This is a genomic window from Streptomyces sp. NPDC056161 (genome assembly GCF_042268025.1).
Lineage (GTDB): Bacteria > Actinomycetota > Actinomycetes > Streptomycetales > Streptomycetaceae > Streptomyces.
This window is the reverse complement of the sequence record NZ_JBHJUV010000023.1, coordinates 118,728-144,118: the sequence shown is the minus strand read 5'-3', so window position 1 is coordinate 144,118 and position 25,391 is coordinate 118,728. Positions and strand designations below refer to the sequence as shown.

Here is a 25,391-nt window from a genome sequence, read left to right as displayed (position 1 = left end):
GGCGAAGTGGGGCATAGATGCAAAAAATCCCCGCACCATTCCAGTGCGGGGGCGAGGCTTCGACCGTACGGCTCAGACCTCGTAGTCGGCGATCACCCAGGTGGCGAACTCCCGCCACAGCGCGACACCCGCCTGGTGCGCCGGGTGCTCCAGGTAACGTTTGAGGGCATCGGCGTCGTCGACCGCCGAGTTGATCGCGAAGTCGTGGGCGATGGGCCGGTCGGAGATGTTCCAGCCGCACTCCCAGAAGCGCAGCTCCTCGATGCGATCGCCCAGGGACCGCATGGCCGCCTCGCCCGCCCGGACTCGCGGGTCGTCGCGCTCGACGCCCTCGTTGAGCTTGAACAGGACCAAGTGGCGGATCATGGGCGTCCCCTCAGCTCTTTCCTCCGTTGACGGCCCAGGTCATGAAGTCACCGATGGCCTTGGCCGCGTTCGATATGCCCTCGAACCCTATCTGGACGTAGTCCGCCGCCTTGGCCGGGTCCGTGATGATCACGTACAGCACGAAGACCACGAGCACGTACACGGCGATCTTCTTGGCGTTCACCGCCACCGCGCCTCCCCTGTCACTGATGTGTCCGTCGGGCCGCCTGCTGCCGGCGGTGAGTGTAGCCTTCACGTGCCCCACGGGAACCAACGGCCCGCCGGCCGAGGGCTCTTGCCGGTCTCGCACCGCCCATGCGAAAGGGCCCCGTCGGTCGACGAGGCCCTTCTACAGCGGTAGCGGAGGGATTTGAACCCTCGGTGACTTGCGCCACACTCGCTTTCGAGGCGAGCTCCTTCGGCCGCTCGGACACGCTACCGAGGGAGACCCTACAGCACCGGGGGCGGGCGGCTGAAATCGGTATTTCAGCGCTCCCGGAAGAACTCGCTGAGCAGCTGGGCGCAGTCCTCGGCCAGGACGCCCTCGACGACCTCGGGCCGGTGGTTGAGCCGTCGGTCGCGCACCAGGTCCCAGAGGGAGCCGGCCGCGCCCGCCTTCTCGTCACGGGCGCCGTAGACGACGCGGTCGACCCGGGACTGCACGAGGGCGCCCGCGCACATCGTGCAGGGCTCCAGCGTGACCACGAGGGTGCACCCCGTGAGCCGCCAGGCGCCCAGCTCGGCGGCGGCCCGCCGGAGCGCGAGGATCTCCGCGTGGGCCGTGGGGTCGCCGGTGGCCTCGCGTTCGTTGTGGCCGCTCGCGAGGACCGTCGCGCCGTCCGGGGACAGCACGACGGCGCCGACCGGGACGTCCCCGCCCCGGACGGCCTGCTCGGCCTCCGTCAGGGCGAGCCGCATCGCGGCCCGCCAGCGGTCGCGTACCGGATCAGGGATCCGCTGCGCGGGTGATCCGGTCAGCGGACGGTCTCCAGCACCTCCGAGGCGCCCAGAGCCTCGGCGATGGAGCCCAGGGCGTCCTCCGCGTCCAGGGCGCGCAGCTCCTTCTCGCTGACGCCGAGGTCGTCGAGGATCTCGCTGTCGCCCACCGGGCCGTGGCCCACCGCGTCGGCGGACGGGCCGTCCTCGTCGTCCTCGTCCTCGTCGTCGGACTCACCGTCCTCCGTGCCGTCGAGGTCGAGGGCATCAAGGTCGGGGCCGTCCGAGCCGGGCTCGCGGCCGAGCAGTTCGTCGGTGAGCAGGAGTTCGCCGTAGGCGCTGCGGGCAGCGGCGGCGGCGTCGGAGACGTAGATGCGAGGGTCGTCCTCGCCGTCCACGCGGACGACGCCGAACCACGCGTCCTCCTGCTCGATCAGGACGAGCACCGTGTCCTCTTCGGGAGAGGCTTCCCGGGCCAGGTCGGCCAGATCCGACAGGGTTTCCACATCGTCGAGCTCTGTGTCGCTCGCTTCCCACCCGTCTTCGGTGCGCGCGAGCAGTGCGGCGAAGTACACCGTGACTCTCCCACTGGTCTTAGGCGTGCCGGTTGGGGGTCCCCCCGGCGGAGGTTCTGGGCGGAGAGAGCTGTGCTCCGAGCCCCGCCCACTCGGAATCGTGGCAGAAACAAAGCGCTCAGGGGACGTCTTCGGCTCCCTGTGTCTGGCAGTTTTGATCGCGCGAATGCAAAGTCGCATCCGTACGTCGGTCAAGGAATCACCAGCGCACTCGTTGCCGCCACCTGCGGATCGTACGCGGCTTTTGGGCGCGCTCACGCACGGCCTCACTCGCAACGCACCGGGGACCGCCGATCTTCCCTACCAGCGGAAGGTGCGCATGCGCAGTGTCTGCCGGAGTCTGGCCACCTTGGCGCGGCGCGGCTGGACGCGGTCGCGCAGTTCGCGCGCCTCCGCCAGCTCGCGCAGGAACCGGGCCCGGCGGCGTCGGCGCTCGGCGTCGGTCTCGGGTCCGGGTTCGGGTCCGTCGGGTCCGGACGCGCTCCCGGCGGTTGCGCCGGGCGCGTCGGTGCGGTCGGGCGCGACGGGGTCGCCGGGCGCGTCCGACTGGTGATCAGGCTGCTCAGGCATCGTTTCACCACCCTGGTCAGTCCATCCCACTGTCCCCCGAACGGGTGGTTTGATGCCAGCGCAGGCGGCGCAAGGGCGCGGTTACTGTTATGAGCATGCGTCTCCACGTCGTCGACCACCCCCTGGTCGCCCACAAACTCACCACGCTGCGCGACCGGCGCACCGACTCCGCGACCTTCCGGCGACTCGCCGACGAACTGGTCACCCTGCTGGCCTACGAAGCCACCCGGGACGTACGTACCGAACAGGTCGACATCACCACGCCGGTGGCCACGACCACCGGCGTCAAACTGTCCCACCCGCGCCCGCTGGTGGTGCCGATCCTGCGCGCCGGGCTCGGCATGCTGGACGGCATGGTCCGGCTGCTGCCGACCGCCGAGGTGGGCTTCCTCGGCATGATCCGCAACGAGGAGACGCTTCAGGCGTCCACGTACGCCACCCGGATGCCGGAGGATCTCTCCGGCCGGCAGGTCTACGTCCTGGACCCGATGCTCGCCACCGGCGGCACGCTGGTCGCGGCGATTCGGGAGCTGATCAGGCGTGGCGCCGACGACGTGACCGCCGTGGTGCTGCTCGCCGCCCCGGAGGGCGTCGAGGTCATGGAGCGCGAACTCGCGGGTACCCCGGTCACGGTCGTCACGGCCGCGGTCGACGACCACCTCAATGAGCAGGGCTACATCATTCCCGGCCTGGGGGACGCGGGGGATCGGTTGTACGGCGCTGCCGAGTAGCGCCGGGTGCCTGCGGCGCTTGTGCGAGTCGCGGGCGTGTGGGGTGGGGTGTCTGCGGCGTCTGTGCGAGTCGCGGGCGTGTGGGGTGGGGTGCCTGCGGCGCCTGTGCGGGTCGTGGGCGTGCTCGGTGGGGTGCCTGCGGCGCCCGTGCCGGTTCGTGAGTGTGCACGGTGAGGTGCCTGCGGCGCCCGTGCCGGTTCGTGACTGTGCACGGTGAGGTGCCTGCGGCGCCCGTGCGGGGTGGTGGGGGCGTGCGTAGCGCCTGGTCGCGGTGGGTGGGTCGGGGCCGGGGGGGGGGGGGGGGGGGGGGGGGGGGGGGGGGGGGGGGGGGGGGGGGGGGGCGCGCGGGGGGGGGGGGGGGGGGGGGGGGCGGGGGGGGGGGGTGTCCGTCCTCGGACCGGCGCTGATGCTCGTCGATGGGGGGACCGGTGACGGATGCCGGCCGCTGCGGGCGGACACCCCCCGCCCCGTCCCCTTCCCGCCGCGGGCGACCGCGGGGGACGCGTCAGCAGTTCTTCTTCGACGTGGCGGGCGTCGTCTTGGACGGGGCCAGCGCGGCCAGCGCCTTCTCGGCGTCCGCCGGGTTCGCGAGACCCTTGAAGGCGGTGCCGATGATGAGGTCGAGGGCGGTGCCCTTGCGTCCGGCGTCGGTACGACGCTCTGCGCCGCCGAGTTGGGTGGCGAGGACGGGCAGCGTGGTGTTCCGCGCGGAGTCGGGGCCGAGCAGTATCCCCGTACCCTTGATCTTCTGATCGAACTGGGTCGGCGCGTTGCCGACCTCGCCGATCTTGAAGCCGCGTTTCTTCAGCTCGTCCGCGGTGGTCTTCGCAAGGCCGGTGCGCGGCGTGGCGTTGTAGACGTTCACGGTGATGCCGCTGGGCCGGGGCACCGTCGCAGCCGGGCTCGCCGAGGCGTCGGTCCCGGTGGGGCAGTCCGGCTCGGCGTTCGCCGCCGACGCCTTCTTCCCGCCGGTGAAGACGTCGATGAGCTGCCAGGTCCCCCAACCGATCAGGGCGAGTACGGCGACCACGGCAACCAGCCCGAACGCGAACCTGCCGCGCCGCCGACGAGGGCGCATCCTGGGGTATTTGTCCCCCGTGATCCGGTACTTGCCGCCCATGCCGGGGGGAGTCAGCATGCTCATGGCCGCAGCGTAGTGCGCCTGGGCTGCCGTGCCTACTAGATGATCATTCGATGGCGCAGGAGAACCCGAAAGGGTCAACCGTCGAGCCGGAGACGGCCGACTGGTGGGGCCGAAGACAGCCGACTGGTGGGTGTGGGGCCGGGAGGGTGGCCAGTCGGGTCGCTCGGGCCGGTACGGTCGGCTCCGCGGGTCAGTCCAGTTCGAGCACGCGCGCGTGCAGCACCTGGCGCTGCTGGAGAGCCGCACGCACCGCGCGGTGCAGTCCGTCCTCCAGGTAGAGGTCGCCCTGCCACTTCACGACGTGCGCGAAGAGGTCGCCGTAGAAGGTCGAGTCCTCGGCGAGGAGCGTTTCCAGGTCGAGTTGGCCCTTGGTCGTCACGAGCTGATCGAGGCGGACCGGGCGCGGTGCGACGTCCGCCCACTGCCGGGTGCTCTCCCGGCCGTGGTCGGGGTACGGCCGGCCGTTTCCGATGCGCTTGAAGATCACACGGAAAGCCTACCGGTCAACACGTTCCGGGCGCAGCCGTGGCGACGGAGTGCGACGCTGGAAAAGGCGCCCTAAATCAGGGCATATCGGGAATAGGGGTCCGAGATGGGTGACAGCGAGACCGTGCGGCCGGCCACTTCCCCGGAAATGCGCGGGAGCGCTCCCGCACTGCCGAAGGAGGCCCTGGAGATCGCCGCTGGGTACGCCTTCGCGGGCCCGGCGCTGGATCTCGGCGCTCTGCTGTGGGACGGGCTGTGCCTGCCCGACGCGCAGGTCCGCATTCCGCTCCCGATGCTCAACCGGCACGGTCTGGTCGCGGGCGCCACCGGCACCGGCAAGACCAAGACCCTGCAACTGATCGCCGAGCAGTTGTCGGTGCAGGGCGTTCCCGTGTTCCTGGCCGACGTCAAGGGAGACCTGTCCGGGATCTCGGCGCCGGGCACCGGGGACGCCCGGGTGCGGGGGCGCGCGGCGGACGTGCACCAGCAGTGGACGGCGACCGGCTTCCCCGCCGAGTTCTTCGCCCTCGGCGGGGTGGGGCACGGCATCCCGGTCCGGGCCACGGTCACCAGCTTCGGTCCCGTGCTGCTGTCCAAGGTGCTCGGGCTCAACCAGACCCAGGAGCAGTCGCTCGGCCTGATCTTCCACTACGCCGACACCAAGGGCCTCGAACTGTTCGACCTCAAGGACCTCAGGGCGGTCGTCGCGTTCCTGACCTCCGAGGAGGGCAGGGCGGAACTGAAGGCGATCGGCGGGCTGTCGACGGCGACGGCCGGGGTGATCCTGCGCTCCCTCACCGCCTTCGAGGCGCAGGGCATGGCCGACTTCTTCGGCGAGCCGGAGTTCGAACCCGGCGACTTCCTGCGCTCCGCGGACGACGGCCGCGGCATCGTCTCCGTCCTGGAACTGCCCGCCGTGCAGGACCGGCCGCAGTTGTTCTCGACCTTCCTGATGTGGCTGCTGGCCGATCTCTTCCACGACCTTCCCGAGGTCGGCGACGTGGACAAGCCGAAGCTGGTCTTCTTCTTCGACGAGGCGCACCTGCTGTTCGACGGCGCGTCCAAGGCGTTCCTGGACTCGATCACGCAGACCGTGCGGCTCATTCGCTCGAAAGGGGTCGGCGTCTTTTTTGTCACCCAGACCCCGAAGGACGTGCCCTCCGACGTCCTCGCGCAACTCGGCAACCGGGTCCAGCACTCGCTGCGGGCCTTCACCCCGGAGGACCAGAAGGCTCTGAAGGCCACCGTGAAGACGTTCCCGAACTCGGCGTACGACCTCGAAGAACTGCTCACCGGCCTCGGCACCGGCGAGGCCGTGGTCACCGTGCTCAGCGAGAAAGGTGCGCCGACCCCGGTCGCCGCGACCCGGTTGCGCGCGCCGGAGTCCCTGATGGGCCCCGTCGACGCCGCCGCCCTGGACCGGGCCGTGCGGGAGTCTCCGTTGTACGGGCGTTATGCACAGGCTGTGGACCGCGAGTCGGCGTACGAGAAACTGACGGCGGCGCAGGAGCAGCCGCGGCCGGATCAGCCGCAGGCTCCGGCGCGGCGGGGCGGGGCGCCGAAGGAGGAGCCGACCCTGGTCGAACAGGTCGTCGGCAGCGGCATGTTCAAGTCCCTCGCCCGTTCCGTGGGCACACAGCTCGGACGGGAGATCACCCGCTCCCTGTTCGGCACGGCCCGCAGAAGGCGTTGACCGTGACAGACAGGAAGCGTTGAGCCCGGGGGGGGTGGAGAGAGGGTACGGGGCGCTGGGAGGGGCGCGAGGTACGGGGAGGGGGTGGGGGGGTGTGGGGAGGGAGTGGGGGGTGCGGGGGTGGGGGGGTGTGCGGGGGTGGGGGGTACGGGGAAGGGCGCCGGGCACTGGGAGGGGGCGCGGGAAGGGGGCGCGGGGCACTGGGAGGGGGCGCGGGAAGGGGGCGCGGGGCGCGGGAAGGGGATGTAGGGGTGCGGGGTGCGGGGTGCGGGGGTGGGCTGAGGGGCGTATGGAAGATCGCATGGAGATCACATAGAGATCGCATAGAGATCGCATGGACGTGATGGGGCGACGTGGTGGTGCCGGGAGTCGTGCTGTGCCCGGCACCACCACGTCGGTCGCGGCCATCGTGTCGAGGTTGTCGATCGGGGGCGATCGAGGGCGTGGCGATGGGTCAATCGCGCCAGCCGCGTGGCCGCTTCACGGGTTGCTGATGCGGCTTCGGTTGGTCCGTGTCCGGTTTCGGTGCTGCGCTGCGCAGGGCCTCCGCGCGCAGCAGGGCGCGCAGGACCGCGTACGGGTCTGAGGGCATGGCCGTGTTCCTCGTGGTTCCTCGTGTGTGCTGCCTGGGGTGCTGACGGACCTGGGGAGGGTGGGTCCGTCTCAGCAGCGCAGGACCACGGAACAGCGGGCGCGCAGGGCGTGCGGGGGCCGGGGCGGCAGGGGGAGCGGAGGGGCGTGCGGGGCAGCGGTCGGCGGATCGGCCAGGGGCGAGGGGCCGGCGGCCGCCAGGGGGTGGTGGACGGCCCGGGACGGTGGCCGCAGGGCCGTGTCGAGGCCGTCGTGCTGGACGATGTCGCCGACGACGATCGGTGTCGCGTGCGCCTCGGCGTGGGCGCCCGGCACCAGCAGCGCCAGCAGCAGCACGAGCACCCGCAGCCGGACTCGGCCGGACCGGAGGGTGCGCGCGCTGCTCATGGAAGGTCATCTCCCCGCGGGGCGTTCGGCGTTCATCGCGATGGCTGCGGGATCCGCTCGCACGGCGTACGGAGCGTCGTCACACGGCGCGGGGCACCTGGCTGGCGTGGTTGTGGATGCCGATGGACGTGATGATCTCGACGATGCCGACGGCGACCAGCCAGGCCCCGGCGACCACGGTGAGGACGGCGATCGAATCGAACGGCGAGACGATCAGTACGATCCCGGCGATGAAGGTGACGACCCCGAGGAAGATCTGCCAGGCCCGCGCGGGCATGGCGCCGTCGGAGGCGGCGGCCAGGGTCTGGGTGATGCCGCGGATCAGCCAGCCGATGCCGATCCACAGGGCGAGCAGCAGGATCGACTGCATCGGGCCGCGGAAGCAGAACAGGCCCAGCACGATCGACAGCGCGCCGCTGATGAAGGCGAGTACGCGCAGCGAGGTCGCCTTGTGCGTGCCGAAGGCGGCGGACAACTGGAAGATGCCGCTCACCACCAGGTAGATGCCGAACAGCACACCGGCGATGAGCAACGAGACGCCCGGCCAGACCAGGACGAGGATGCCCAGGATGAACGAGGCGACGCCGGTGAGCAGGACGACCTGCCAGGCGGCGCGCGACAGGGCGTGCAGTGGCCCCTCGAAGGGCGGCTCGGGTTCGTGGCGGCCGGTCGCGGTCGCCGGGTGGGTGGCGTGGACCTTGCGGTCGTCGTACTCGGGGCCCCAGTTGGAGCCGCTGCTCGGTGGCTCGGTCATGCTCCATGCTGGGATCGGCCCTGAGCGGCCCGCCACCCGGGACGGGCCACCCGGCTGACACACCCGGCTGACGCTATTTTCCGGATCTTCCCGGCTTCCCGGACCCATCGGCGGTCTTGGCCGTCTTGGCCGTCCTGGCCGTCGTCTTCGCCCTACCGGCGGTCATCTGCGTCGTACCGGCAGTCGTCTGTTGCGTCGTACCGGTGTCCTTCTTCGTCGTCTTCGTCGTCTTCGTCGTCTTCGTCGTCTTCGCCGTCGACTTCAGTTCCTGTTTGTACGCGCGCACCTTGGCCAGCGACGTGGGCCCGGTGATGTCGGCGACGGACCGATGGGACTTCGCCTCCCCGTATACTCCGGCGGCCTCGCGCCAGCCCTCGGGGCGTACCCCGAGCCGCTTGCCCAGCAGCGCAAGGAAGATCTGTGCCTTCTGCCGTCCGAACCCGGGCAGGTCCTCCAGCCGCTTCAGCAGTTCTGCCCCGCTGTCGACGTCCCGCCAGACGGCTTCGGTGTCCCCGTCGTAGTGGTCGACCAGGTACTGGCACAGCTGGTGGATCCTCTTCGCCATGGCGCCGGGGTAGCGGTGCACGGCTGGTTTCTCGGAGAGCAGCGCGGCGAAGGACTCCGGGTTCTGGGCGGCGATCTCGTGTGCGTCCAGGTCCTCGGCGCCGAGCCGTCGCGCGATGGTCGCCGGGCCCTGGAACGCCCACTCCATCGGCACCTGCTGGTCCAGCAGCATGCCGATCAGCGCGGCGAGCGGACTACGGCCGAGCAGCGCGTCGGCCTCGGGGTCCTGGGCGAGGTGCAGTGTCACGTCCATGAGTCGATGCTGCCGTGCGTCGGCCCTGGTCGCGCGCCAAGGGGAGGGGGCGCCGTTCGGCCGGGTGGCCGCCCGCCGCGCCGGGCCGTGTCCTCTCGCCCGCCCCCTGGGCCTCGACCCTCTCGCCGCTCGCGTACGATTCCTGCACCTACCCAAGATAATTAGGTAAGGCTAACCTAAAAATGGGAGGGTTGGTGTGAGCACCGAGATCTACCGCGACGCCTGGGGCATCCCGCACCTGCGCGCCGACAGCGTCCGTGAACTCGCCCGAGCGCAGGGGCGGGTCACCGCTCTCGACCGCGCCTGGCAACTGGAGGTCGAACGGCACCGCTCGTGCGGGACCTCGGCTTCCTTCCTCGGCGCCGAGGCCCTGTCCTGGGACGTGTTCGCCCGCCGCGCCCGCCTCGACGACACCGCGCGACGCTGCTTCGCGGCCCTGGAGCGCCGGGACCCGGAGACGGCGGACTGGGTACGGGCGTACGTCGACGGGGTCAACGAGGGACTGGGCCGAGGGGCCCGCCGCGCACCCGAGTTCACGGGGGCCGGGCTCGCACCGGGCCGCTGGGAGCCGTGGACGCCGATGGGTGTCTGGCTCGGCACGCACGTCCTGTTCGCCGGATTCCCCGCCAAGTTGTGGCGGGAGTGGGCGGCACGGCACCTCGGGCCCGACGCCGTCGGGCTGTTCGCCACGGACGGGCCGGGCAGCACCGGCAGCAACGGCTGGCTCGTGAGCGGCGCGCGCACCGCCACGGGGCGGGCGGTCCTCGCCGGCGACCCGCACCGGTTCGTCGAGGAACCCGGCGTCTATCAGCAGATCCGGCTCGCCTGCCCCGAGTTCGACGTCGTCGGCCTCGCCGTGCCGGGCGTTCCCGGCATCGCCCACTTCGGCCACACCGGCACGGTCGCCTGGTCCATCACCAACGCGATGGCCGACTACCAGGACCTGTACCGCGAGCGGTTGCGCCGTACCGGCGCGGGAGTGGAGGCGCTCGGGCCCGACGGCGACTGGCGGCGCGCACACCGGCACATGGAGACCGTGCGGGTGGCGGGGGAGGCCCCGGTCGAGATCGAGATCATCGAGACGGACCGCGGCCCGCTGATCGTCGGCGGACCGGAGGGATTGGACGGAGTAGCGGAGGACCCGGACGGCGTACCAGAGGGCCTGGACGGCATGCCCGAGGCCCCGGGTGGCCGACCGGAGAGCCCGGGTGGCCGACCGGAGGGCCCAGGTGGTGTCCCGGCGGAGGAGGGCTTCCACGCGGCGGTTCTCGCGGATTCCGCAACCCCCGGCGTCCCCAAGGTCCCGAGTACTCCCGAAGCCCCCGGCGTCCCCACCGTCCCGAGCGCCCCCAGCACCCCCCTCCTCCCCCTTCCCCTCTCCTCCCCCCTCGCCCTCGCCCTCCGCTTCCCGCCCCGGGTCACCGAGGATCTGGGGTTCGGCGCGCTCCTGCCGCTGCTGCGGGCCCGCCGGGTCGGTGACGTCGACCGGGCCTTCGACCGCTGGGTCGAGCCGGTGAACGTCGTGCAGGCCGCCGACACCGAGGGCGGGCTGCTGCACCGGGTCGCCGGCTGGGTGCCGGAGCGGGCCGGGGTCAACCGGCTGCGGCCGGTGCCCGCCTGGGAGTCGGCGTACGCCTGGCGGGGCCGGCACTCGACGCCCCGCGCCGGACTGACCGACGGCATCGCCGTGATGGCGAACCAGCGCGGCCCTGCCGCCCCCCTCGGCGTCGAGTTCGCCCCGCCGCACCGCGCCGACCGCATCCGCGCCCTCCTCGACGGGCGCCGGGTCTGGTCCGCGGCCGACATGGCCGCGATCCACACCGACACCCACCTCGCCTCCGCCGGTCCGCTGCTCGCCCGGCTGGCGGCCCTCAACGGCCTGACTCCCGAGGCCGCCCGGCTCCGCGACCGCCTGCTGGCCTGGAACCGCCGGATGGACGCGGACAGTTCCGACGCCGCGGCGTACGCGGCGGTGCGCGGCGCCGTCGTACGCCACCTCGCGGCACACCCGGCGTTCGCCCCGCTCGCAGAGCCGCCCGCCTACCCGGACGTCCTGCTCCCCTGGCTCGCGCTCGTCCCTCGCATCGGCTACGCCCTCGAACACCTGCTGACGGCCGAGAAGCTGTACGGCATCGACCGCCCCGCCGCCGTCCGCGCCGCCGTAGAGGAGGTCGCCGCCACGCCGCCGTCCGGCACCTGGGCCGACACCCACCGGCTCGCCCCCTGGCGCGCGCGGCCCGGGACGCCGTACCGGCCGGAAGCCGAACCGGGCCTGTCCGGCGACCACGACTGCGTGCTGTGCACCTCCGCCGTACCGGGTCTCACCGACCTCGCCGCGCGCGGCCCGGCCGCCCGCTACGTCTGGGACCTGGCCCGCCGCGAGGACAGCCGCTGGGTGGTGCCGTTCGGCGCCGACGGGGTTCCCGGCGCACCCCACCACCGCGATCAGCTCGACCTGTGGGTCCGGGGCGAACTCGTCCCGGTCGTCACCGACTGGACCCGCCTCACGAGGGAGACCACGATGCCCGACCCGCACACCGACCCGCATGTCGACCCGCATGTCCATCCATATGCTGATCCGTACGACGATGCAGACACTGGTCCGAACCCCGGCCCATACCCCGGCCAATACCCCGGTCCGCACCCCGGTCCGTACGGCGACCCGGGTTCTGGAACCCCGTACGCCGCTGTCCGTGAGGCCGTCCACGAGCAACGGGTCGACGGCTTCGGCACCGTGCGCGTCCTGCCCCTCGATCCCCGGGCCGACGCCGCCGTGGTCCATGCCTGGGTCAGCGAGGAACGCGCCGTCTTCTGGGGCATGAACGGCCTCACCGAGGACCAGGTGGCCGAGATCTACGCCCACCTGGCCACCCTCGACACCCACCACGCCTTCCTCATGGCCAAGGACGGCGAACCGGTCGCGCTGTTCCAGACCTACGAGCCCGCGGCCGACCGGGTGGGCGAGTGCTACGAGACGCGCTCCGGGGACATCGGCATCCATCTGCTGCTCGCTCCCGCCGGGCCGGCCGGCACCCGGCCCGGCTGGACGGCGGCGCTGCTCTCGGTGCTCACGGCGTACGTGCTGCGCGGCCTGGGCCGCCGCCGGATCGTGGTCGACCCGGACGTGCGCAACGAGAAGGCCGTCGCCCGCTTCCTGAAGTCGGGTTTCGTGGCAGGTCCCGCGGTCGTCCTCCCGGAAGTCGACCTCCCCGACGTCCAGTTGCCCGAGAAACACGCCCAACTGGCCTTTCTGGACCGGGCGGCGGTCTTCCCGGAGGAGGACGCCGGCGCCTGACGGCGGTCGCGGCGGGACCTCTTCCGGACTTTGCCATCTCTTTACAACCCGTTCCCCTGCCACCTCGTCTCTCCGCTCGATCCACAACCGCCCGCCGACCACCGGGCGGTGAGACGAGAGGAAGCGATTCGATGCGCCGTACTGTGCTGAGCCTCGTGGCGTTCGCAGCCACCGCCGTGCTGGCGGGCGCCGCGCCCGCGTTCGCCGACGGGCCGACCCCGGTTCCGTCCGCGCCGAAGGAGGCCACCCCCGTTCCGTCCGCGCCGAAGGAAGCCACCCCGGTTCCGTCCGCGCCGAAGGACGCCACCGCCGTTCCGAGCGCGGTTCCCTCCCGGGCATCCGGTGCCGCACCGGCCAGGACGCCGGGCCAGGTCTCCGTCGTGCCCAAGGGCGCGCCCGACACCGGGGTGGTGGCGCCGTCCTCGGCGTCCGGTTCGCGGGACGGGCTGCTCGGCGGGGGCGCCGCCGCGGCACTCGTCGCGGCGGGTGGCGCGGTCTTCGTCGTACGCCGTCGGCGGGCCGCCGGGACCACCGGGGCATGACCGCGCTCTCCAGGCGCGCCTTCGCCACCGCCGCGCTGGCCGCGCTGCTCGCGGGCTGCGCAGGGAACGGCGGGGACGGCGGGGACGGAGCGGGGAAGGCGGTCGGCGGCGGGGCCGTGGTGGGCGGGGTGCCCGCCACGGCCGGGAGTGCGGGCACCGCGCCCCGGCCGCTCGGCCGTTCGGTCCCGGTCCGGCTGCGGATCCCGGCCATCGGCGTCGACACCCCGCTCCTGCAACTGGGCCTGGAGCCCGACGGCGCCGTCCAGGTCCCCCCGGTCACCGCGCACGACCGGGCGGGCTGGTACCGGAACTCGCCGACGCCGGGGCAGGTCGGGCCGTCGGTCCTGCTCGGCCATGTCACGGTCGGCTCCTACGGGGACGGCGTCTTCCGGCACCTGGCGCAGTTGCGCGCCGGTGAGAAGATCGTGGCGGTCCTGGAGAACGGCAGGCAGGCGGAGTTCGCCGTCACCCGCGTACGGACGGTCCCCAAGGCGGACTTCCCGTCGGACGAGGTCTACGGCGACGTGGACCGGCCCGAGTTGCGGCTCATCACCTGCGGCGGCCCCCGCACCGGTGACGGCTACCCCGACAACGTGCTCGTGTTCGCCGCGCTCAGCGCCGCCGCGCCCTGACCGGCGGGAGCCCGGGACCGTGGCCGGGCCGGTGGAACGCGACCCGTGGGCCCGGCATCTTTCCCCACGGGTGCCACCGCCCGACCCCCACCGGTGCCCCGAGGGGCAGTACGACCCTGGAGAGCGTTGAAACGGTCCCGCGACACGGCAGCGTCCGAACTGTTCGCCGCCCTGTACCCACGTCTCGCCGGCTGGTGCCGCCGTCTCGTCGACGACGACGAGACGGCGCACGAGATCGCCTCCGAGGCGTTCACCCGGCTCTGGGCCCGCTGGACGTCCGTGGACGAGCCCCGCGGCTTCCTGTACGTCACCGCCGCCAACATCGTCCGCGACCACTGGCGCAGACTGGAGCGCGAACGCAGGGCCGTACGCCGTGTCCGCACGGAGGCCGCCGTCCGCCCGCATGCCGAGGCGCCGGATCCTTCGGTACGTCTCCTCGTGCAGTCCCTGCCGGAACGGCTGCGCGTCCCGATCCTCCTCCACTACTACGCTGACATGCCGATCCGGGAGGTGTCCGTGCTGACCGGACGCAAGGAAGGAACCGTCAAGGCCGATCTGCACGCGGCCCGGGAACTGCTCCGCGTCCACCTGAGGAGAAGCCTTGACCACACGGTTTGACGACGACCCGGAGTTCGCGCCCGACGATCCTCTCGCGGTGATCCTGCGGCCCCCGGCCGAGCATCTCGGTCCGCCCGCCGGCCGCTACGCGGCGATCCGCCGAACCGCGGCCCGCCGCAAGCTGCTCCGTGCCGCGGCCGGTGCCGGCCTGACCTGTGCGGTGGCCGCCCTCGTCGCGCTGCCCCTGCACCTGGCCTCGTCCACCCCCGCTTCCCCGACGGTTCCGCTGGCCCCGCCGTCCTCGGTCACGCCGAAGCCGTCCGCGCCCCCGGTCCCGACCCCGTCCACGGTGCCCACGCCGGCCCCGGCGTCCCAGGACCAGGGCTCCGGTCCCGCCACCGCGCGCGGCACCCGGGTGCCGCCGAGCGAGCAGTCCCGCCGCACCCCGGAACCACCGCCGAGGTCCGCGTCCGGTGCCGTATCCGGAAGGGTCCCCACCCCCGAGCGGTCCGTCCCTCGCTGACCGCCTCCGGACGTTGGCCGATCTGCGACGGTTGATCCGTGCGGATAAAGCGGAACTGACCCTCTTATTGGCCATGCGGACGGTGACCAGTTGTCGATGTCCCACCCGGTTCGCCCACCAGGCAATTGCCTGGTGGGCTAGCCTGCGTCCTTGTCCGGGTAACCCCTGTTCACCTGTGAGTGGTTTCTCTCCGTAGTGTGTTCGGTCGTGAGCAGGTGGCCCGCCGTATCGCACCCGGGAGAGAGCGCGCAAGATGCCGTATTTCAGTCAACATCTCCAACTGATCTTGGCTGAGATGGATCGATAACTAGACAATTCTTTGGGCGGTCAGCCTGGGGCGAGGAACCACTGCCTGCGAACGACCTCTGGATCCAGCCGGGTTCGGAGGCAGCGTGTTGGAGGGGTTGTGGAACGCTATTTCACCAGCGGATGGCACGAGGATCTACGGCGTCACGTGCGGGAGTTCGCCGAGCGGGAAGTACGTCCGCGGATATCCGAGATGGAATCTTCCCGTGCGGTCGCGTACGAACTGTCCGGGCTCATCGCCCGGCAGGGCTGGATCGGAGTGACCATCGGCCGGGAGTACGGCGGGATGGGGGCCGGACATCTGGCCAAGACCATCATCATTGAAGAACTCGCCCGAGTCTGTGGGGCGATGGGAGCCATGGTGCAGGCTTCCCAGCTCGGCGTCGCCAAGATCATCCACTTCGGCAGCGCGTTGCAGAAGCGGACCTGGCTGCCGCGCGTCGCCGCGGGCGACTGCCTGCCGACGATCGCGACCACCGAGCCGGAGTCGGGCGGCCACGTCCTCGGCATGGCCACCACCGCCGTCCGCGACGGCGACGACTACATCCTCAACGGCCGCAAGGTCTTCGTGGGCAACAGCCACGTCGGTGACGTGCACGGCGTGGTCGTACGCACCGGCGAGGGTTCGAAGGGGCTGTCCGCCTTCCTCGTCGAGTCCGACCGCCCGGGTTTCTCGCTCGCCCCCCACCAGCCCGCCATGGGCCTGCACGGCTTCAGCTTCGGTGAGCTGATCTTCGACAACTGCCGGGTGCCGGCGGCCAATCTGCTCGGCGGCGAGGGCCAGGGCCTGGCCGTCGCCTACTCGTCGAGCGTGCTGTACGGCCGGCCGAACCTGACGGCGGTCTCGCTCGGCATCCACCAGGCCGCGTTCGAGGAGACCACCGCCCTGTGCATCGAACGCGAACGGTACGGCGCCCCGCTCGCCCAGCTGAACAGCATCAAGCTGAGGCTCGGCAGGATGAAGTCACGCCTGATGACCGCCCGGCTGGCCGCCTACCACGCCGTGCATCTGCTCGACCAGGGGCTGCCCTGCGACGCGGAACTGATGAACGCCAAATACCTCAACTACGAGACCTCCGTCGAGTCGGCCCGCGATGCCATGGAGATCCATGCCGCGAGCGGCCTGTTCACCGACCGTCCGGTGGAGCGCTACCTGCGCGACGCCCAGCACATCTACGCCCCCGCCGGCACCTCCGACATCCAGTTGCTGCGCCTCGGCGAGGTCGCCCTGGGCACCGACAAGGGCCAGTGGTCCGAGCGGCTGGCCGAACTCGTCCGCACCGTCGAGCCGCGCCGCCGGCTGGGCCAGTTGGAGACGGTCGGCCACCCGGCCTGACGGCGGAGGGACCCGTGCGAAGGACAGAGAGCCGCGGACACGACACCGTGTCCGCGGCTCCCGCGCATCAGGTCCGGCGCCCGGCCCGCACACACGGTCCGTGCCCCGCGCCGGGGTGGCTCAGATCCCGCCCCGGGTCTCCAACTGGTGGATCCGGTCCGACAACTGATCGGCCAGCGACTTGATGGTCGCCAGGCCCTCCCGGCCCCACGGGTGGGTGTCCGTGTCCACGACGCAGATCGTGCCCAGGGCCATCCCGGTCTTCCGGTCGATCAGCGGCGCACCCATGTAGGAGCGGATGCCGATCTCGTCCACGACGGGGTTGCCGGCGAACCGCGGATAGTCGCAGACGTCCTCCAGCACCAGCGCCTTCTTGCGGACCACGACGTGCGGGCAGTAGCCCTGGTCACGGGTCATCGTCCGGCCCACCTGGGGCTGCTGCTGCGGCGCCGACTCCAGCTGCACGCCCGGCCGGCCGGCGGCGTACAGACCGGCGAAGTACTGCCGGTTCTCGTCGATGAAGTTGACCATCGAGAACGGCGCGCCGGTGGTGTGCGCGAGATTGCGCGCGAACTCGTCGAACTCGGGCACGGGGAGGTCCCCCAGCCCGAGTTCGCGCAGCCTGGCCACCCGGGCGGGCGCGTCCCGGTCCTCCGGGGTGAGCAGCAGATGGCTGGTCGGGTCGTAGGACGTGTTGTAGGGAACCGGGGCTGACATGCAGGGCTCCATTCGGTCGAGGTGAGGGGCTCAGCGCGACGGGTTAAGCTCCGCGGGCACATGGCCGGGAGTCGATGCGAGCAGGTGCTTGACGAGATCGATCAACACGCGGGTTCCGGAGTTGCACTGCCGCGCGTCGCACATCACGACGGGTACGTCGGGCTTGAGGGCGAGGGCCGCCCGCACCTCGTCGCCGTCGTAGCGGTAGGCGCCGTCGAACTCGTTGACCGCCACGATGAACTTGATGCCGCGCCGCTCGAAGAAGTCGACGGCGGCAAAGCAGTGGTCCAGGCGCCGGGTGTCGGCGAGGACCACCGCACCCAGCGCCCCGTTGGACAACTCGTCCCACATGAACCAGAACCGTTCCTGTCCGGGCGTGCCGAACAGGTACAGGATGTGGTCCGCGCTCAGCGTGATACGGCCGAAGTCCATCGCCACCGTCGTGGTCGACTTGTCCTCGATGCCCACCAGGCTGTCCGTGCGGGCGCTGACCGTGGTCAGCAACTCCTCGGTGCTCAGCGGCTCGATCTCGCTGACCGCTCCGACGAAGGTGGTCTTGCCGACCCCGAAGCCTCCGGCGATGAGGATCTTCAGGGCGGTCGGAAAGGGGTCAGAGCCGCTTGCGAAGACCATGCAGCACCGCCTCCAGGAGGTTTCGGTCGGTCGGGGAGGCCGCCTCTACGACGCGCGGCGCCCGGGTGGTGAGTGCCTGGTGCGTCACGAGGTCGGAGAGCAGAACTTTGGTGATGACGGCCGGCAGCCGCAGATGGGCGGACACCTCGGCCACCGACATGGGCACCCCGCACAGCGCGAGGACCTGGTCGTAGTCGGGGCCCAGATAGGTGTGCGGCCGGGTGCCGGTGGCCATCACCATGGTGAGCAGGTCGAAGTGGGACGAGGGCTGGGTGCGACCGTTGCTGACCGTGTACGGACGTACTAACCGCCCGGCGTCGTCATCGAGCCACGAACCGTCCTCGGCGTCCGTCATTCTCAGCGCCCCGGATCCATCGAGGCGCCGGCCGCCGGCTGGCGGATCGGCGTGGCGAGGTACGGGCGGACGCTCTTGACCAGCATGGCCATCTCGTAGCCGAGCACCGCCGCGTCGGCCTCCCGGTCGGCGAGAACCGCCAGGCAGGCCCCGGAGCCCGCCGCGCACACGAACAGCAGCGCGGTGTCCAGTTCGACCACCACCTGCCGCACGTCGGCACCCTGGGCGAACTGCATGCCCGCGCTGCGGGCGAGCGAGTGCAGGCCGGACGACAGGGCGGCCAGGTGTTCTGCTTCGGCAACTGTCTCCAGCCCGTCGAAGGCTTTCGACAGTCCGTCGGAAGACAGCAGAAGAGCACTGCGGGTGTAGGGGACCCGCTGGACGAGGCCGGCCAGAAGCCAGTCCAGATTCTTCGACTGGCCGGCATGCATGTCGCTCACGGTGGCGTTCTTCTCCTTGCTACAAGTCCGAGCCTGAGGTCAGCGAGAGCTGTCGAAGGGAGGCTCATCGGGTTCGTGGTCGGCGAGGCTGACTCCGCGCTGGAAGCTGGCCATCAGTCCAGGATCGTGCTCCACCTCGTGATCGTCGTCCCGGCGGGTGACGGGACCGTTCCGCAACTCCGCCACCAGATGCTCCTGCGCGCGGCGCTGCGGCAGCCGGGGCCGGTCTTCGTGGGCGTTGCCGCCGCCGTACGGGGAACCGTGGTCGTGGTGTGCCGCCGGTGCCCCCGCGTAGTGCTGCGCGGGCGCGGGTGCGGCGGCGGTCCGGGTCTGCGGCAGCGGCTGCTGCATGCCGGGCTGCTGGGGCTGCTGGGTACCGGCCTGGGCGGATGCGGCGGGGCCGGCCGGGTGCTGCGCCGTGGACATCTGCGCGGCGGGCAGCTGACTGGTGTGACCGTGACCCGTGGGCATCTGCGCCTGGGCCTGCGCCTGCGCGATCTGGGCCTGGCTCTGCATGGGCACCCGGGCCTGGGCGTGGGCCTGCATGGGGATCTGGGCCTGCGGAACCTGGGCCTGGGCCTGCGCCGTGGGGATCTGGGCGTGGGTCTGCGCCTGGACCTGGGCGTGGGCCTGGGCGTGGGCCTGCGGGGGCACCTCGGCGGGCGCCTGGGCCGGGGCCTCGCCCGCCTCCTCGCCGATCAGGCCGCGCGGAATGACCAGGATGGCCTGGATTCCGCCGTAGATGTTGCTCTGCAACCGGACCGCGATGCCGTGCCGGCGGGCCAGCGCGGACACCACGTACAGGCCGATACGGCCGTCGGCGAGCAGCTTGCTGAGGTCGATCCGGTCCGGCTCGGCGAGCAGCGTGTTGATCCGCGTCTGCTCCTGGAGGGGCATGCCCAGGCCGCGGTCCTCGACCTCGACGGCGAGACCGGCGGTCACCCGCTGGGCGCGCATCAGGACCTGGGTGTGCGGCTCGGAGAACATCGTGGCGTTCTCGACGAGTTCGGCCAGCAGGTGGATGACGTCGGCGACGGCGTGGCCGCGCAGCGTGCCCTCGATCGGCGGCACCAGCTTGACCCGCGAGTAGTGCTCGACCTCGGCGATCGACGAACGCAGCACCTCGGTCAGGGTCACCGGGCGGGTCCACTGCCGGCGGGACACCGAGCCGCCGAGCACGGCGACGTTCTCCGCGTGGCGGCGGATGCGGGTGGCCAGGTGGTCGACGTGGAAGAGGCCCTTGAGCAGCTCCGGGTCCTCGACCTCGTTCTCCAGCTGGTCGAGCATGTTGATCGCGCGGTGCACGAGCGACTGAAGACGCCGGGCGAGGTTCACGAAGACCTCGACCTTCTCCTCGCTGTCCGGCGAGGAGGCGCGGGAGAACTGCGCCGTGCGCGCGACGGCGGTACGGGCCTGCCACATGCCGACGTTGATCTCGTACGCGATGCGGGCGAGCGGGTCGTTCTGCGGCGGGGCCTGGTGCGTGAACGGCGGCTGCTCCACCTGTTCGCCCTGCTCCAGCCGGCGCAGCACGTCCTGGAGGTCGGCCTGGGCGCCCGCGATGACCTGACGCAGCGACGCGTATCCCTGGGCCACCGACCGGTTCGCGGCGCGGCCGGAGCGCCAGGCACCGGCGAGCACGGCGCAGCCGAGGACGGCACCGCCGGTGAGCACGGCCCAGGTGGTCGCGTCGGCGGTACCTTCCTGGGTGCGCAGGACGACGAACACCACGACGAGCGCGAGGAGCGCCATGAGCGTCGCGGGCAGCACCGCGAGCCGGACCACGGACGAGTGCTGGGAGCGAATGGCCGAATCACTCGGCGTGTCCCGGGTGGGGGGCCTGGCGTGTCTGTGCTGCGCCGAAGCCGCCGCCGTCACCCGGCCGGGCTCTGAACGCACTGCATAGGGCGGGGTTTCGGGCATCGGAGTCCTCTCGGGCATGCAGGTGGGGACACACGGCGCGCAGCGCGGACCAACCGTCAACTCCGGCATGGAATCAGACAGTTATTAGGACAGCCACCCTACGCCACCCTCCTTCGAGTGACGTAATCGCAGGTATCGGCGATAGCGGGTGGTGACCCGCCAAAACGATTCAGTCGGACTCCGTAACAGCAGGGAAACCCGAGTCGGTGAAATATTGGTGAAACTCCTCTTCCCGGGGCCCGCCCACGGCCCCCACCACCCCTCTTGGGGGCGCGAGGAACTGCGCACTCAACCACGACACACCGACAGTGGACCGACGACCTATCACCCCCCTCAGGGGCGCGGGGAACTGCGCGACAAGCCACAACGCGGCCGCAGCCACCCGACAACCCACCACCCCCCAGGAGCGCGGGGAACTCCGCAACAACCCACGACCCACCGACAGCCGACCGACGACCTATCCCCCCTCAGGGGCGCGGGGAACTGCGCGACAAGCCACGACGCGGCCGCAGCCACCCGACAACCCACCACCCCCAGGGGCGCGGGGAACTGCGCAACAAGCCACGACGCGGCCGCAGCCACCCGACAACCCACCACCCCCCAGGGGCGCGGGGAACTCCGCAACCACCCACAACACCACCGCAGCCACCCAACGACCCACCCCGCCCAAGCCAGCGCAGCGCAAAGGCCCCGGCCACCCGGCCGGAGCCTCCGCGTCCCACTTGCCGCTCTGTCGGTCGCTCGCCGTGTCTCGCTGCTTCCGATGCCGTCAATGCGTCACCGGACGACGATCACCACAGGGCTGTTGCCGTAGCCGCCGTAGCCGCCGTAGCCGAAGCCGTTGCCGAAGCCGTACCCGTAGGGGCTGAACCCGAACGGTGCGTAGCCGAAGCCGTAGCCGACCCCGAACCCGCAGAACCCGCGATTGAAGCCGCCGCGACATCCACCGCCGCCGTTCGGCAGGCTGCTGTGGGACAGCGCCGCGACGCCGTGCGTGGTGACTGCGGCTGAGGCCGGGCTGGCTGCCGCTCCCGTTCCGACGATCGCACCGCCTGCGAGGAGAGTGGCGGCCAAGGCTTGCATGACCGGTTTCCTGCGCATATTTCGGCCTCCTTTGCCCCGGTGAGTCCTCACTCATACCGGTGTGTCCCCTCGCTCCAGGTAACACCGGATCGGCTGAACGGACCACCCGAGCACCCGCCGCCGCGCATCCCCAGGCCCGGTCCAGGCCGGTACCGGGCGGCCGTCCGCAGCCTGGAAGCCGCGATCACGAGGGTTTTCGGCCCAGTGGCCGGTCCGGGCGCTGTTCACCCGTTGAGGTGACGCCCAAGCGCCTTGGCGTACTGCACCGTCAACATCGAGACCGCGGCCTTGCTCGCCGCGTAGACCACGTGGGCAGCCTGGGCGCCTCGCCAGACTCCGCGTCCGCCTGACCGCGTTCGACGCTGCGGGCACCGACGTAGACGGTGCGCCCCTGTGCGACCAGCCGGCGGGCGGTCTCGTAGCCGAGCCCCTTGTTCGCTCCGGTGATCAATGTCACGGTCATGCTGAGCGTAGGGCCGTTCAGCGACATTGCCGGACCTTTCTCCACCGGCCGATCGGTATTACCGACGAATTCCCGACCAGTGCTGCGGAAATCACGAATATTGATCGAAGGCATTCACTGGACCGGACGCAACCCGTTGCCCGACCCTAAAATGTGCCCGAGCCCCCTTCTCCCCCCTCCGAACAGCTCAGGGCCGACGGCGTCGGCGAGGGGCCGGATCTGGTCTCCATACCGGTGGGCGTGGGCTCCCTGGCCCAGGCCGTCGTCACCCACTACCGCAGCCGTCCCGCCGTGCGGGCGCCGGCGCTGCTGTCGGTGGAGCCGCGGTCCGCGTCCTGCGTCCCGCGTCCTGCGTCCTGCGTCCTGGCGAGCCTGATCCAGGGCTCACCCGTCTCCGTCACCACCGGCGACACCATCATGACCGGCCTGAACTGCGGCACTCCGTCCAGCATCGCCTGGCCCCACCTGAACCACGGGCTGGACGCCGCGGTGGCCGTCTCCGACGCGGACACCGCCCGCGCGGCCGCCCACCTGGCCGCACTGGGCGTCTCCGCGGGCCCCTGCGGCGCCGCCGCCCTCGCCGGTCTCCGCGCGATCCTCACCGGCCCGGGTGCCGACGCCCGCCGCACGGCCCTGGGACTCGGCACCGACTCGGTGATCGTGCTGCTGAACACCGAGGGGACGGCCGCCAATCCGCACGCGCCCGCCCCCGACGCCCCGTGACGACGCCCCGTGACGACACCTCCTGACGACACCTCGCGATGACACCTCGCGATGACACCTCGTGACGACACCTCGTGACGACACCTCGTGACGACGCGTCGCAAGGCGAGCGAGCGGACGACCCCGCGCCGGGACGTGAACCGAGACCTCTCCCCTCCCGCTCAGTCGGATGTGAAGCTCATGACGCCGTGGATGCGGGAGAGGGTGAAGACGCGCTCGGCGTTCCTCAGGTGGCACCAGGCGTCGAGATAGGGCGGGTCGAGCACGAGTCGGCTCAGGGTGCGCACGGTCCGGTTCCCCGAGGTGGCGACGTACTCGACGGTGACGGGTTCACCGGTGTCGACGGCATGGGCGAGCTGACGGACGTCGCTGTACGCCAGGTTCTTCGCCCACCCCGCGACGATCTCCTCGGTGTCCGTGCCGAAGGGGCCTCCCCCGTCGAACGGCGCGGGTTCGGGGATGCTCGGCGGGGCGGCGAGCAGCCGGGCGGCCAGCACGACGGGGTCGACGGCGGGGTCGACGGCGGCGGATGCCTTCGCCGCGCGCGGGGCGGCGTTCCGGCCGCCGGCCCTCGTGCCGATGGCGCGCGGAGCCGGTACGGGAGCGGCGGCCCGCCGGGGCCGGCCCTTCTCGACGCGTGCCGTGCCGTCGGCCGTCTCCGCGACAGGGGCGTACCCCTCGGCCCGCAGCGCGGCGAGCGTCGTGTCGACCGGGCTGCGGCTGACCAGCACCGTCGGCGCCAGCTGTCGCAACCCGAGCTTGGCGAGTCCGGGGTGGGCGGCGAGTTCGGCCAGCAGGGCGGGCTCGTCGCCGTACAGGACGCAGGCGGCGGGGGCGACGCGTACCCGGCCGTGGCTGCGTGCGGTGTCGGCGATCAGGTACGACAGCGGCTGCGGCAGGGGGCCGACGGCGACGGCGGCCAGCTCGGTCGTGAGGTCGCCGGGGACACGGCCGGCGTCCAGGGCCCGACGGATGCTGCCGGGGCTGAACCGCCACACGGACGCCGTGCCGCTGGTCTCCCGGTCGGCGACGGAGTCCAGGAGCGAGGCCAGCCGCGTGGACGGTGTGCCGGTGACGACGGCAGTGAGGTCGGCGCCGATCCGTGTCGTCGTGGTGGCCGAGGGCAGCAGCCGCCGGCACTCGATGTCCAGGCCCTCCGTGTCGCCGGTCCGCAGGTGGATGCCCAGGGCGGACAGAGCACCGCGTGCGAGTACGCCGAGGAGTTCGGCCTCACGGATCACGATGGCGAACGGCGTTCCCTCCTGGGGTGCTGCGTGGGCGAGCGGGCGGTACCAGCCGATCAGCGGCCCCAGGTCCGGGGTGACCCTCGCGCCCTGCCCAGCGGGAAGCTGTTCGGCCGCGTCCAGCAGCCCGTGCCGGGCCTGCACGCAGCCGTTGCAAGGCGGTGCTCCCGCGAGAGAGGGAAGCGCCTTGTTGTCCTCGTCGCGGGCCTCGGTGGGGGTGAGCGGCAGGTTCCGCCACGTCCGGAGCAGGGTGGCGAACTGCTCCGCGGGTTCCTGTTCCGCCCAGGCGTCGTACGCCTCGGTGGGAACCACCCGATCACCGTCCCTGGCCAGGAGCCCGGCCGCGTACGCGGTTTCGAGAGCGAGGCGTACGACGGCGTCGTCGGCCTGAGCGGCCTTGCCGATCCGGGCCAGTTCACGCGCACCGATCCCGCCGGACTTCAGCCGGGCCGGCGCGGTCGCCGAGCAGACCGACAGGACCGAGGCGGCACGGGAGGCGAACTCGGTGGCCGCAACCGATGCCTCCTGGTCCACCGCTCTCCGGCCGACGGCCGCCGTGCGCACGGCGGGCGGGGCGGGTGTGAACGGGGCGTGCCAGCCCGGTCCGCGCAGCGCGAGCGCGACCTCGGCGGGCATGCGTGCGGGTCCGTGGCGGTGACGTTCCTGGACCAGGAGCCCCCGTTCCAGCGCCCATCGCTCGCCCGTTTCGGGGCCGGGACCAGGAGTGCCGAACATGATGAACCGCGGCTCCTCGGGCGCGGTCTCCGCTCGGCGTCCGAGCAACTTCCGGACCGCCGCGGGTGCCTCGGCGACCACTGCGGCGACCCGCTCCGGGTCGCTGTGGTGCGCGACCAGCGCGGCCAGCCGCTGTGACTTGGTGCCCGGCGGTTTGGCGCCCAGTGCCACCAGCATGCCGCGCAGCTCGTCGGAGGTCGCGCCCGCGAGCAGCCGCTCCAGCGGCGCGTCCAACCCGAGGGGCGTGTCCCACGCCTGTCGCAGCGGCGCGGCCATGCGGAGCTTCCCCGCACCGTCCGGCCAGACCAGAGCGTGATCGGCCAGCACCGTCAGCGCGGCGTCCAGTTCACGGGTGATTCCGTCTCCACACGTGACTCCGTCTCCACCCATGGCTCCGTCTCCACGCGTGACTCCGTCTTCACGAGCGGGATCGTCCTCACGAGCGGTCGTGTCGCCCACCGCTCCCAGCAACTCGGCCAGGGCATCGTGCGACATGGGTGCGCCGTGTGCCGCCAGCGCCTCCGCCACCTGGAGGTGCGGCAGCGCGAGCCGCGGCAGGACCAGTGCCACCGATCCCGGGCGCTGAAGACGGTCCGCCAGTTCCCCCACCGAGCGCGGCTCCGGCGGGGACACGGCGTCCCTTCGTACGTCGAGCACACGCGCCAGCCGAGAGCCGTCGAGGCCGGCCAGCCATGTCGCCAGTGTCGATCGGGATTTCATGCGGGTTACACCTCGTAGGACCAGGGAATGTCACGGTCGGGCCGGAGTCACGACGCCGGTCCAAGGATGCTGCATCCCGTGGTCCGCGGGCACCGCGCATGGGGCGGATTCCC

The 25,391-nt window shown here is 71.7% G+C and carries 25 protein-coding genes, 1 tRNA gene and 3 pseudogenes; 9 read left to right on the top strand and 20 right to left on the bottom strand.

Annotation, left to right across the window (positions count from 1 at the left end):
- Positions 1–72: 72 nt before the first annotated feature.
- The 6 genes from ACFC09_RS22560 to ACFC09_RS22535 form a co-directional block, all read right to left on the bottom strand.
- On the bottom strand, positions 73–366 hold the full coding sequence (locus ACFC09_RS22560) for a Dabb family protein (protein ID WP_376531110.1): 294 nt from the start codon (positions 364–366) through the stop codon (positions 73–75).
- Positions 367–376: 10 nt separating this feature from the next.
- The gene (locus ACFC09_RS22555) at positions 377–556 is read right to left on the bottom strand and encodes a hypothetical protein (RefSeq protein ID WP_376531153.1); all 180 of its coding nucleotides are present in this window, start codon (positions 554–556) and stop codon (positions 377–379) included.
- A gap of 165 nt (positions 557–721) precedes the next feature.
- Positions 722–806, bottom strand: a tRNA-Ser gene (locus ACFC09_RS22550).
- Positions 807–852: 46 nt separating this feature from the next.
- Complete coding sequence (tadA, locus tag ACFC09_RS22545; protein ID WP_376531107.1) at positions 853–1,284, bottom strand: tRNA adenosine(34) deaminase TadA; 432 nt, start codon at positions 1,282–1,284, stop codon at positions 853–855.
- 56 nt (positions 1,285–1,340) lie between these two features.
- The gene (locus ACFC09_RS22540; protein WP_376531105.1) at positions 1,341–1,877 is read right to left on the bottom strand and encodes a hypothetical protein; all 537 of its coding nucleotides are present in this window, start codon (positions 1,875–1,877) and stop codon (positions 1,341–1,343) included.
- Between the two features lie 300 nt (positions 1,878–2,177).
- Positions 2,178–2,447 (bottom strand): hypothetical protein, encoded by a 270-nt coding sequence (locus ACFC09_RS22535; protein ID WP_376531103.1) that lies wholly within the window; start codon positions 2,445–2,447, stop codon positions 2,178–2,180.
- Between the two features lie 95 nt (positions 2,448–2,542).
- Between ACFC09_RS22535 and upp the strand changes: the two genes are divergently transcribed.
- Positions 2,543–3,178 (top strand): uracil phosphoribosyltransferase, encoded by a 636-nt coding sequence (gene upp, locus ACFC09_RS22530; RefSeq protein ID WP_376531101.1) that lies wholly within the window; start codon positions 2,543–2,545, stop codon positions 3,176–3,178.
- A gap of 505 nt (positions 3,179–3,683) precedes the next feature.
- Here upp and ACFC09_RS22525 read toward each other — a convergent pair.
- Positions 3,684–4,322: a LytR C-terminal domain-containing protein gene (locus ACFC09_RS22525; protein WP_376531099.1), complete on the bottom strand. Its 639-nt coding sequence runs from the start codon at positions 4,320–4,322 to the stop codon at positions 3,684–3,686.
- Between the two features lie 190 nt (positions 4,323–4,512).
- On the bottom strand, positions 4,513–4,809 hold the full coding sequence (locus ACFC09_RS22520; RefSeq protein ID WP_003999914.1) for a type II toxin-antitoxin system VapB family antitoxin: 297 nt from the start codon (positions 4,807–4,809) through the stop codon (positions 4,513–4,515).
- Positions 4,810–4,914: 105 nt separating this feature from the next.
- Here ACFC09_RS22520 and ACFC09_RS22515 point away from each other — a divergent pair, with 105 nt between their 5' ends.
- Positions 4,915–6,501, top strand: a complete 1,587-nt coding sequence (locus ACFC09_RS22515) for a helicase HerA-like domain-containing protein (RefSeq protein ID WP_376531097.1) — start codon at positions 4,915–4,917, stop codon at positions 6,499–6,501.
- 454 nt (positions 6,502–6,955) lie between these two features.
- On the opposite strand, the gene ACFC09_RS22510 is transcribed toward ACFC09_RS22515, so the two are convergent.
- From ACFC09_RS22510 to ACFC09_RS22495, 4 genes and pseudogenes are all read right to left on the bottom strand, one after another.
- A complete protein-coding gene (locus ACFC09_RS22510) occupies positions 6,956–7,093 on the bottom strand; it encodes a hypothetical protein (RefSeq protein ID WP_376531095.1) in 138 nt (45 codons plus the stop codon).
- Between the two features lie 71 nt (positions 7,094–7,164).
- The gene (locus ACFC09_RS22505) at positions 7,165–7,479 is read right to left on the bottom strand and encodes a hypothetical protein (RefSeq protein ID WP_376531093.1); all 315 of its coding nucleotides are present in this window, start codon (positions 7,477–7,479) and stop codon (positions 7,165–7,167) included.
- A gap of 79 nt (positions 7,480–7,558) precedes the next feature.
- Entirely contained in the window at positions 7,559–8,233 is a 675-nt protein-coding gene (locus tag ACFC09_RS22500; protein WP_376531091.1) for an HdeD family acid-resistance protein, read from the bottom strand.
- Between the two features lie 229 nt (positions 8,234–8,462).
- Positions 8,463–9,050 (bottom strand): annotated as a pseudogene (locus ACFC09_RS22495) (HhH-GPD-type base excision DNA repair protein); the annotation flags it as partial.
- A gap of 196 nt (positions 9,051–9,246) precedes the next feature.
- On the opposite strand from ACFC09_RS22495, the gene ACFC09_RS22490 reads away from it, so the two are divergent.
- From ACFC09_RS22490 to ACFC09_RS22465, 6 genes are all read left to right on the top strand, one after another.
- Complete coding sequence (locus tag ACFC09_RS22490) at positions 9,247–12,345, top strand: GNAT family N-acetyltransferase (protein ID WP_376531088.1); 3,099 nt, start codon at positions 9,247–9,249, stop codon at positions 12,343–12,345.
- A 131-nt stretch (positions 12,346–12,476) separates the two neighbouring features.
- Positions 12,477–12,887, top strand: a complete 411-nt coding sequence (locus ACFC09_RS22485) for a sortase-dependent protein (RefSeq protein WP_376531086.1) — start codon at positions 12,477–12,479, stop codon at positions 12,885–12,887.
- Positions 12,884–13,519 (top strand): class F sortase, encoded by a 636-nt coding sequence (locus ACFC09_RS22480; RefSeq protein ID WP_376531084.1) that lies wholly within the window; start codon positions 12,884–12,886, stop codon positions 13,517–13,519. The genes ACFC09_RS22485 and ACFC09_RS22480 overlap by 4 nt, the downstream gene beginning before the upstream one ends.
- Positions 13,520–13,645: 126 nt before the next feature.
- Positions 13,646–14,137: an RNA polymerase sigma factor gene (locus ACFC09_RS22475; protein ID WP_376531082.1), complete on the top strand. Its 492-nt coding sequence runs from the start codon at positions 13,646–13,648 to the stop codon at positions 14,135–14,137.
- Entirely contained in the window at positions 14,121–14,600 is a 480-nt protein-coding gene (locus ACFC09_RS22470) for a hypothetical protein (RefSeq protein WP_376531080.1), read from the top strand. The genes ACFC09_RS22475 and ACFC09_RS22470 overlap by 17 nt, the downstream gene beginning before the upstream one ends.
- A gap of 406 nt (positions 14,601–15,006) precedes the next feature.
- Positions 15,007–16,242: an acyl-CoA dehydrogenase family protein gene (locus tag ACFC09_RS22465; RefSeq protein WP_376531078.1), complete on the top strand. Its 1,236-nt coding sequence runs from the start codon at positions 15,007–15,009 to the stop codon at positions 16,240–16,242.
- Positions 16,243–16,362: 120 nt separating this feature from the next.
- Here ACFC09_RS22465 and ACFC09_RS22460 read toward each other — a convergent pair whose 3' ends face one another.
- From ACFC09_RS22460 to ACFC09_RS22430, 7 genes and pseudogenes are all read right to left on the bottom strand, one after another.
- Positions 16,363–16,959, bottom strand: coding sequence for a GAF domain-containing protein (locus tag ACFC09_RS22460; protein WP_376531075.1), 597 nt, complete (start codon positions 16,957–16,959; stop codon positions 16,363–16,365).
- A 30-nt stretch (positions 16,960–16,989) separates the two neighbouring features.
- The gene (locus ACFC09_RS22455; RefSeq protein WP_376531072.1) at positions 16,990–17,592 is read right to left on the bottom strand and encodes an ATP/GTP-binding protein; all 603 of its coding nucleotides are present in this window, start codon (positions 17,590–17,592) and stop codon (positions 16,990–16,992) included.
- A complete protein-coding gene (locus ACFC09_RS22450) occupies positions 17,570–17,947 on the bottom strand; it encodes a DUF742 domain-containing protein (protein ID WP_376531070.1) in 378 nt (125 codons plus the stop codon). The genes ACFC09_RS22455 and ACFC09_RS22450 overlap by 23 nt, the downstream gene beginning before the upstream one ends.
- Before the next feature lie 2 nt (positions 17,948–17,949).
- The gene (locus ACFC09_RS22445; protein ID WP_376531151.1) at positions 17,950–18,378 is read right to left on the bottom strand and encodes a roadblock/LC7 domain-containing protein; all 429 of its coding nucleotides are present in this window, start codon (positions 18,376–18,378) and stop codon (positions 17,950–17,952) included.
- A gap of 48 nt (positions 18,379–18,426) precedes the next feature.
- A complete protein-coding gene (locus tag ACFC09_RS22440) occupies positions 18,427–20,172 on the bottom strand; it encodes a sensor histidine kinase (RefSeq protein ID WP_376531068.1) in 1,746 nt (581 codons plus the stop codon).
- Between the two features lie 915 nt (positions 20,173–21,087).
- Complete coding sequence (locus ACFC09_RS22435) at positions 21,088–21,411, bottom strand: hypothetical protein (protein ID WP_376531065.1); 324 nt, start codon at positions 21,409–21,411, stop codon at positions 21,088–21,090.
- A 316-nt stretch (positions 21,412–21,727) separates the two neighbouring features.
- Positions 21,728–21,856, bottom strand: a pseudogene (locus tag ACFC09_RS22430) (SDR family NAD(P)-dependent oxidoreductase); the annotation flags it as partial.
- Between the two features lie 180 nt (positions 21,857–22,036).
- Between ACFC09_RS22430 and ACFC09_RS22425 the strand changes: the two are divergent.
- A pseudogene (locus tag ACFC09_RS22425) lies at positions 22,037–22,579 on the top strand (pyridoxal-phosphate dependent enzyme); the annotation flags it as partial.
- Positions 22,580–22,740: 161 nt separating this feature from the next.
- Here the strand turns inward: ACFC09_RS22425 and ACFC09_RS22420 are convergent.
- Positions 22,741–25,278: a helicase-associated domain-containing protein gene (locus ACFC09_RS22420; RefSeq protein WP_376531063.1), complete on the bottom strand. Its 2,538-nt coding sequence runs from the start codon at positions 25,276–25,278 to the stop codon at positions 22,741–22,743.
- Positions 25,279–25,391 lie beyond the last annotated feature (113 nt).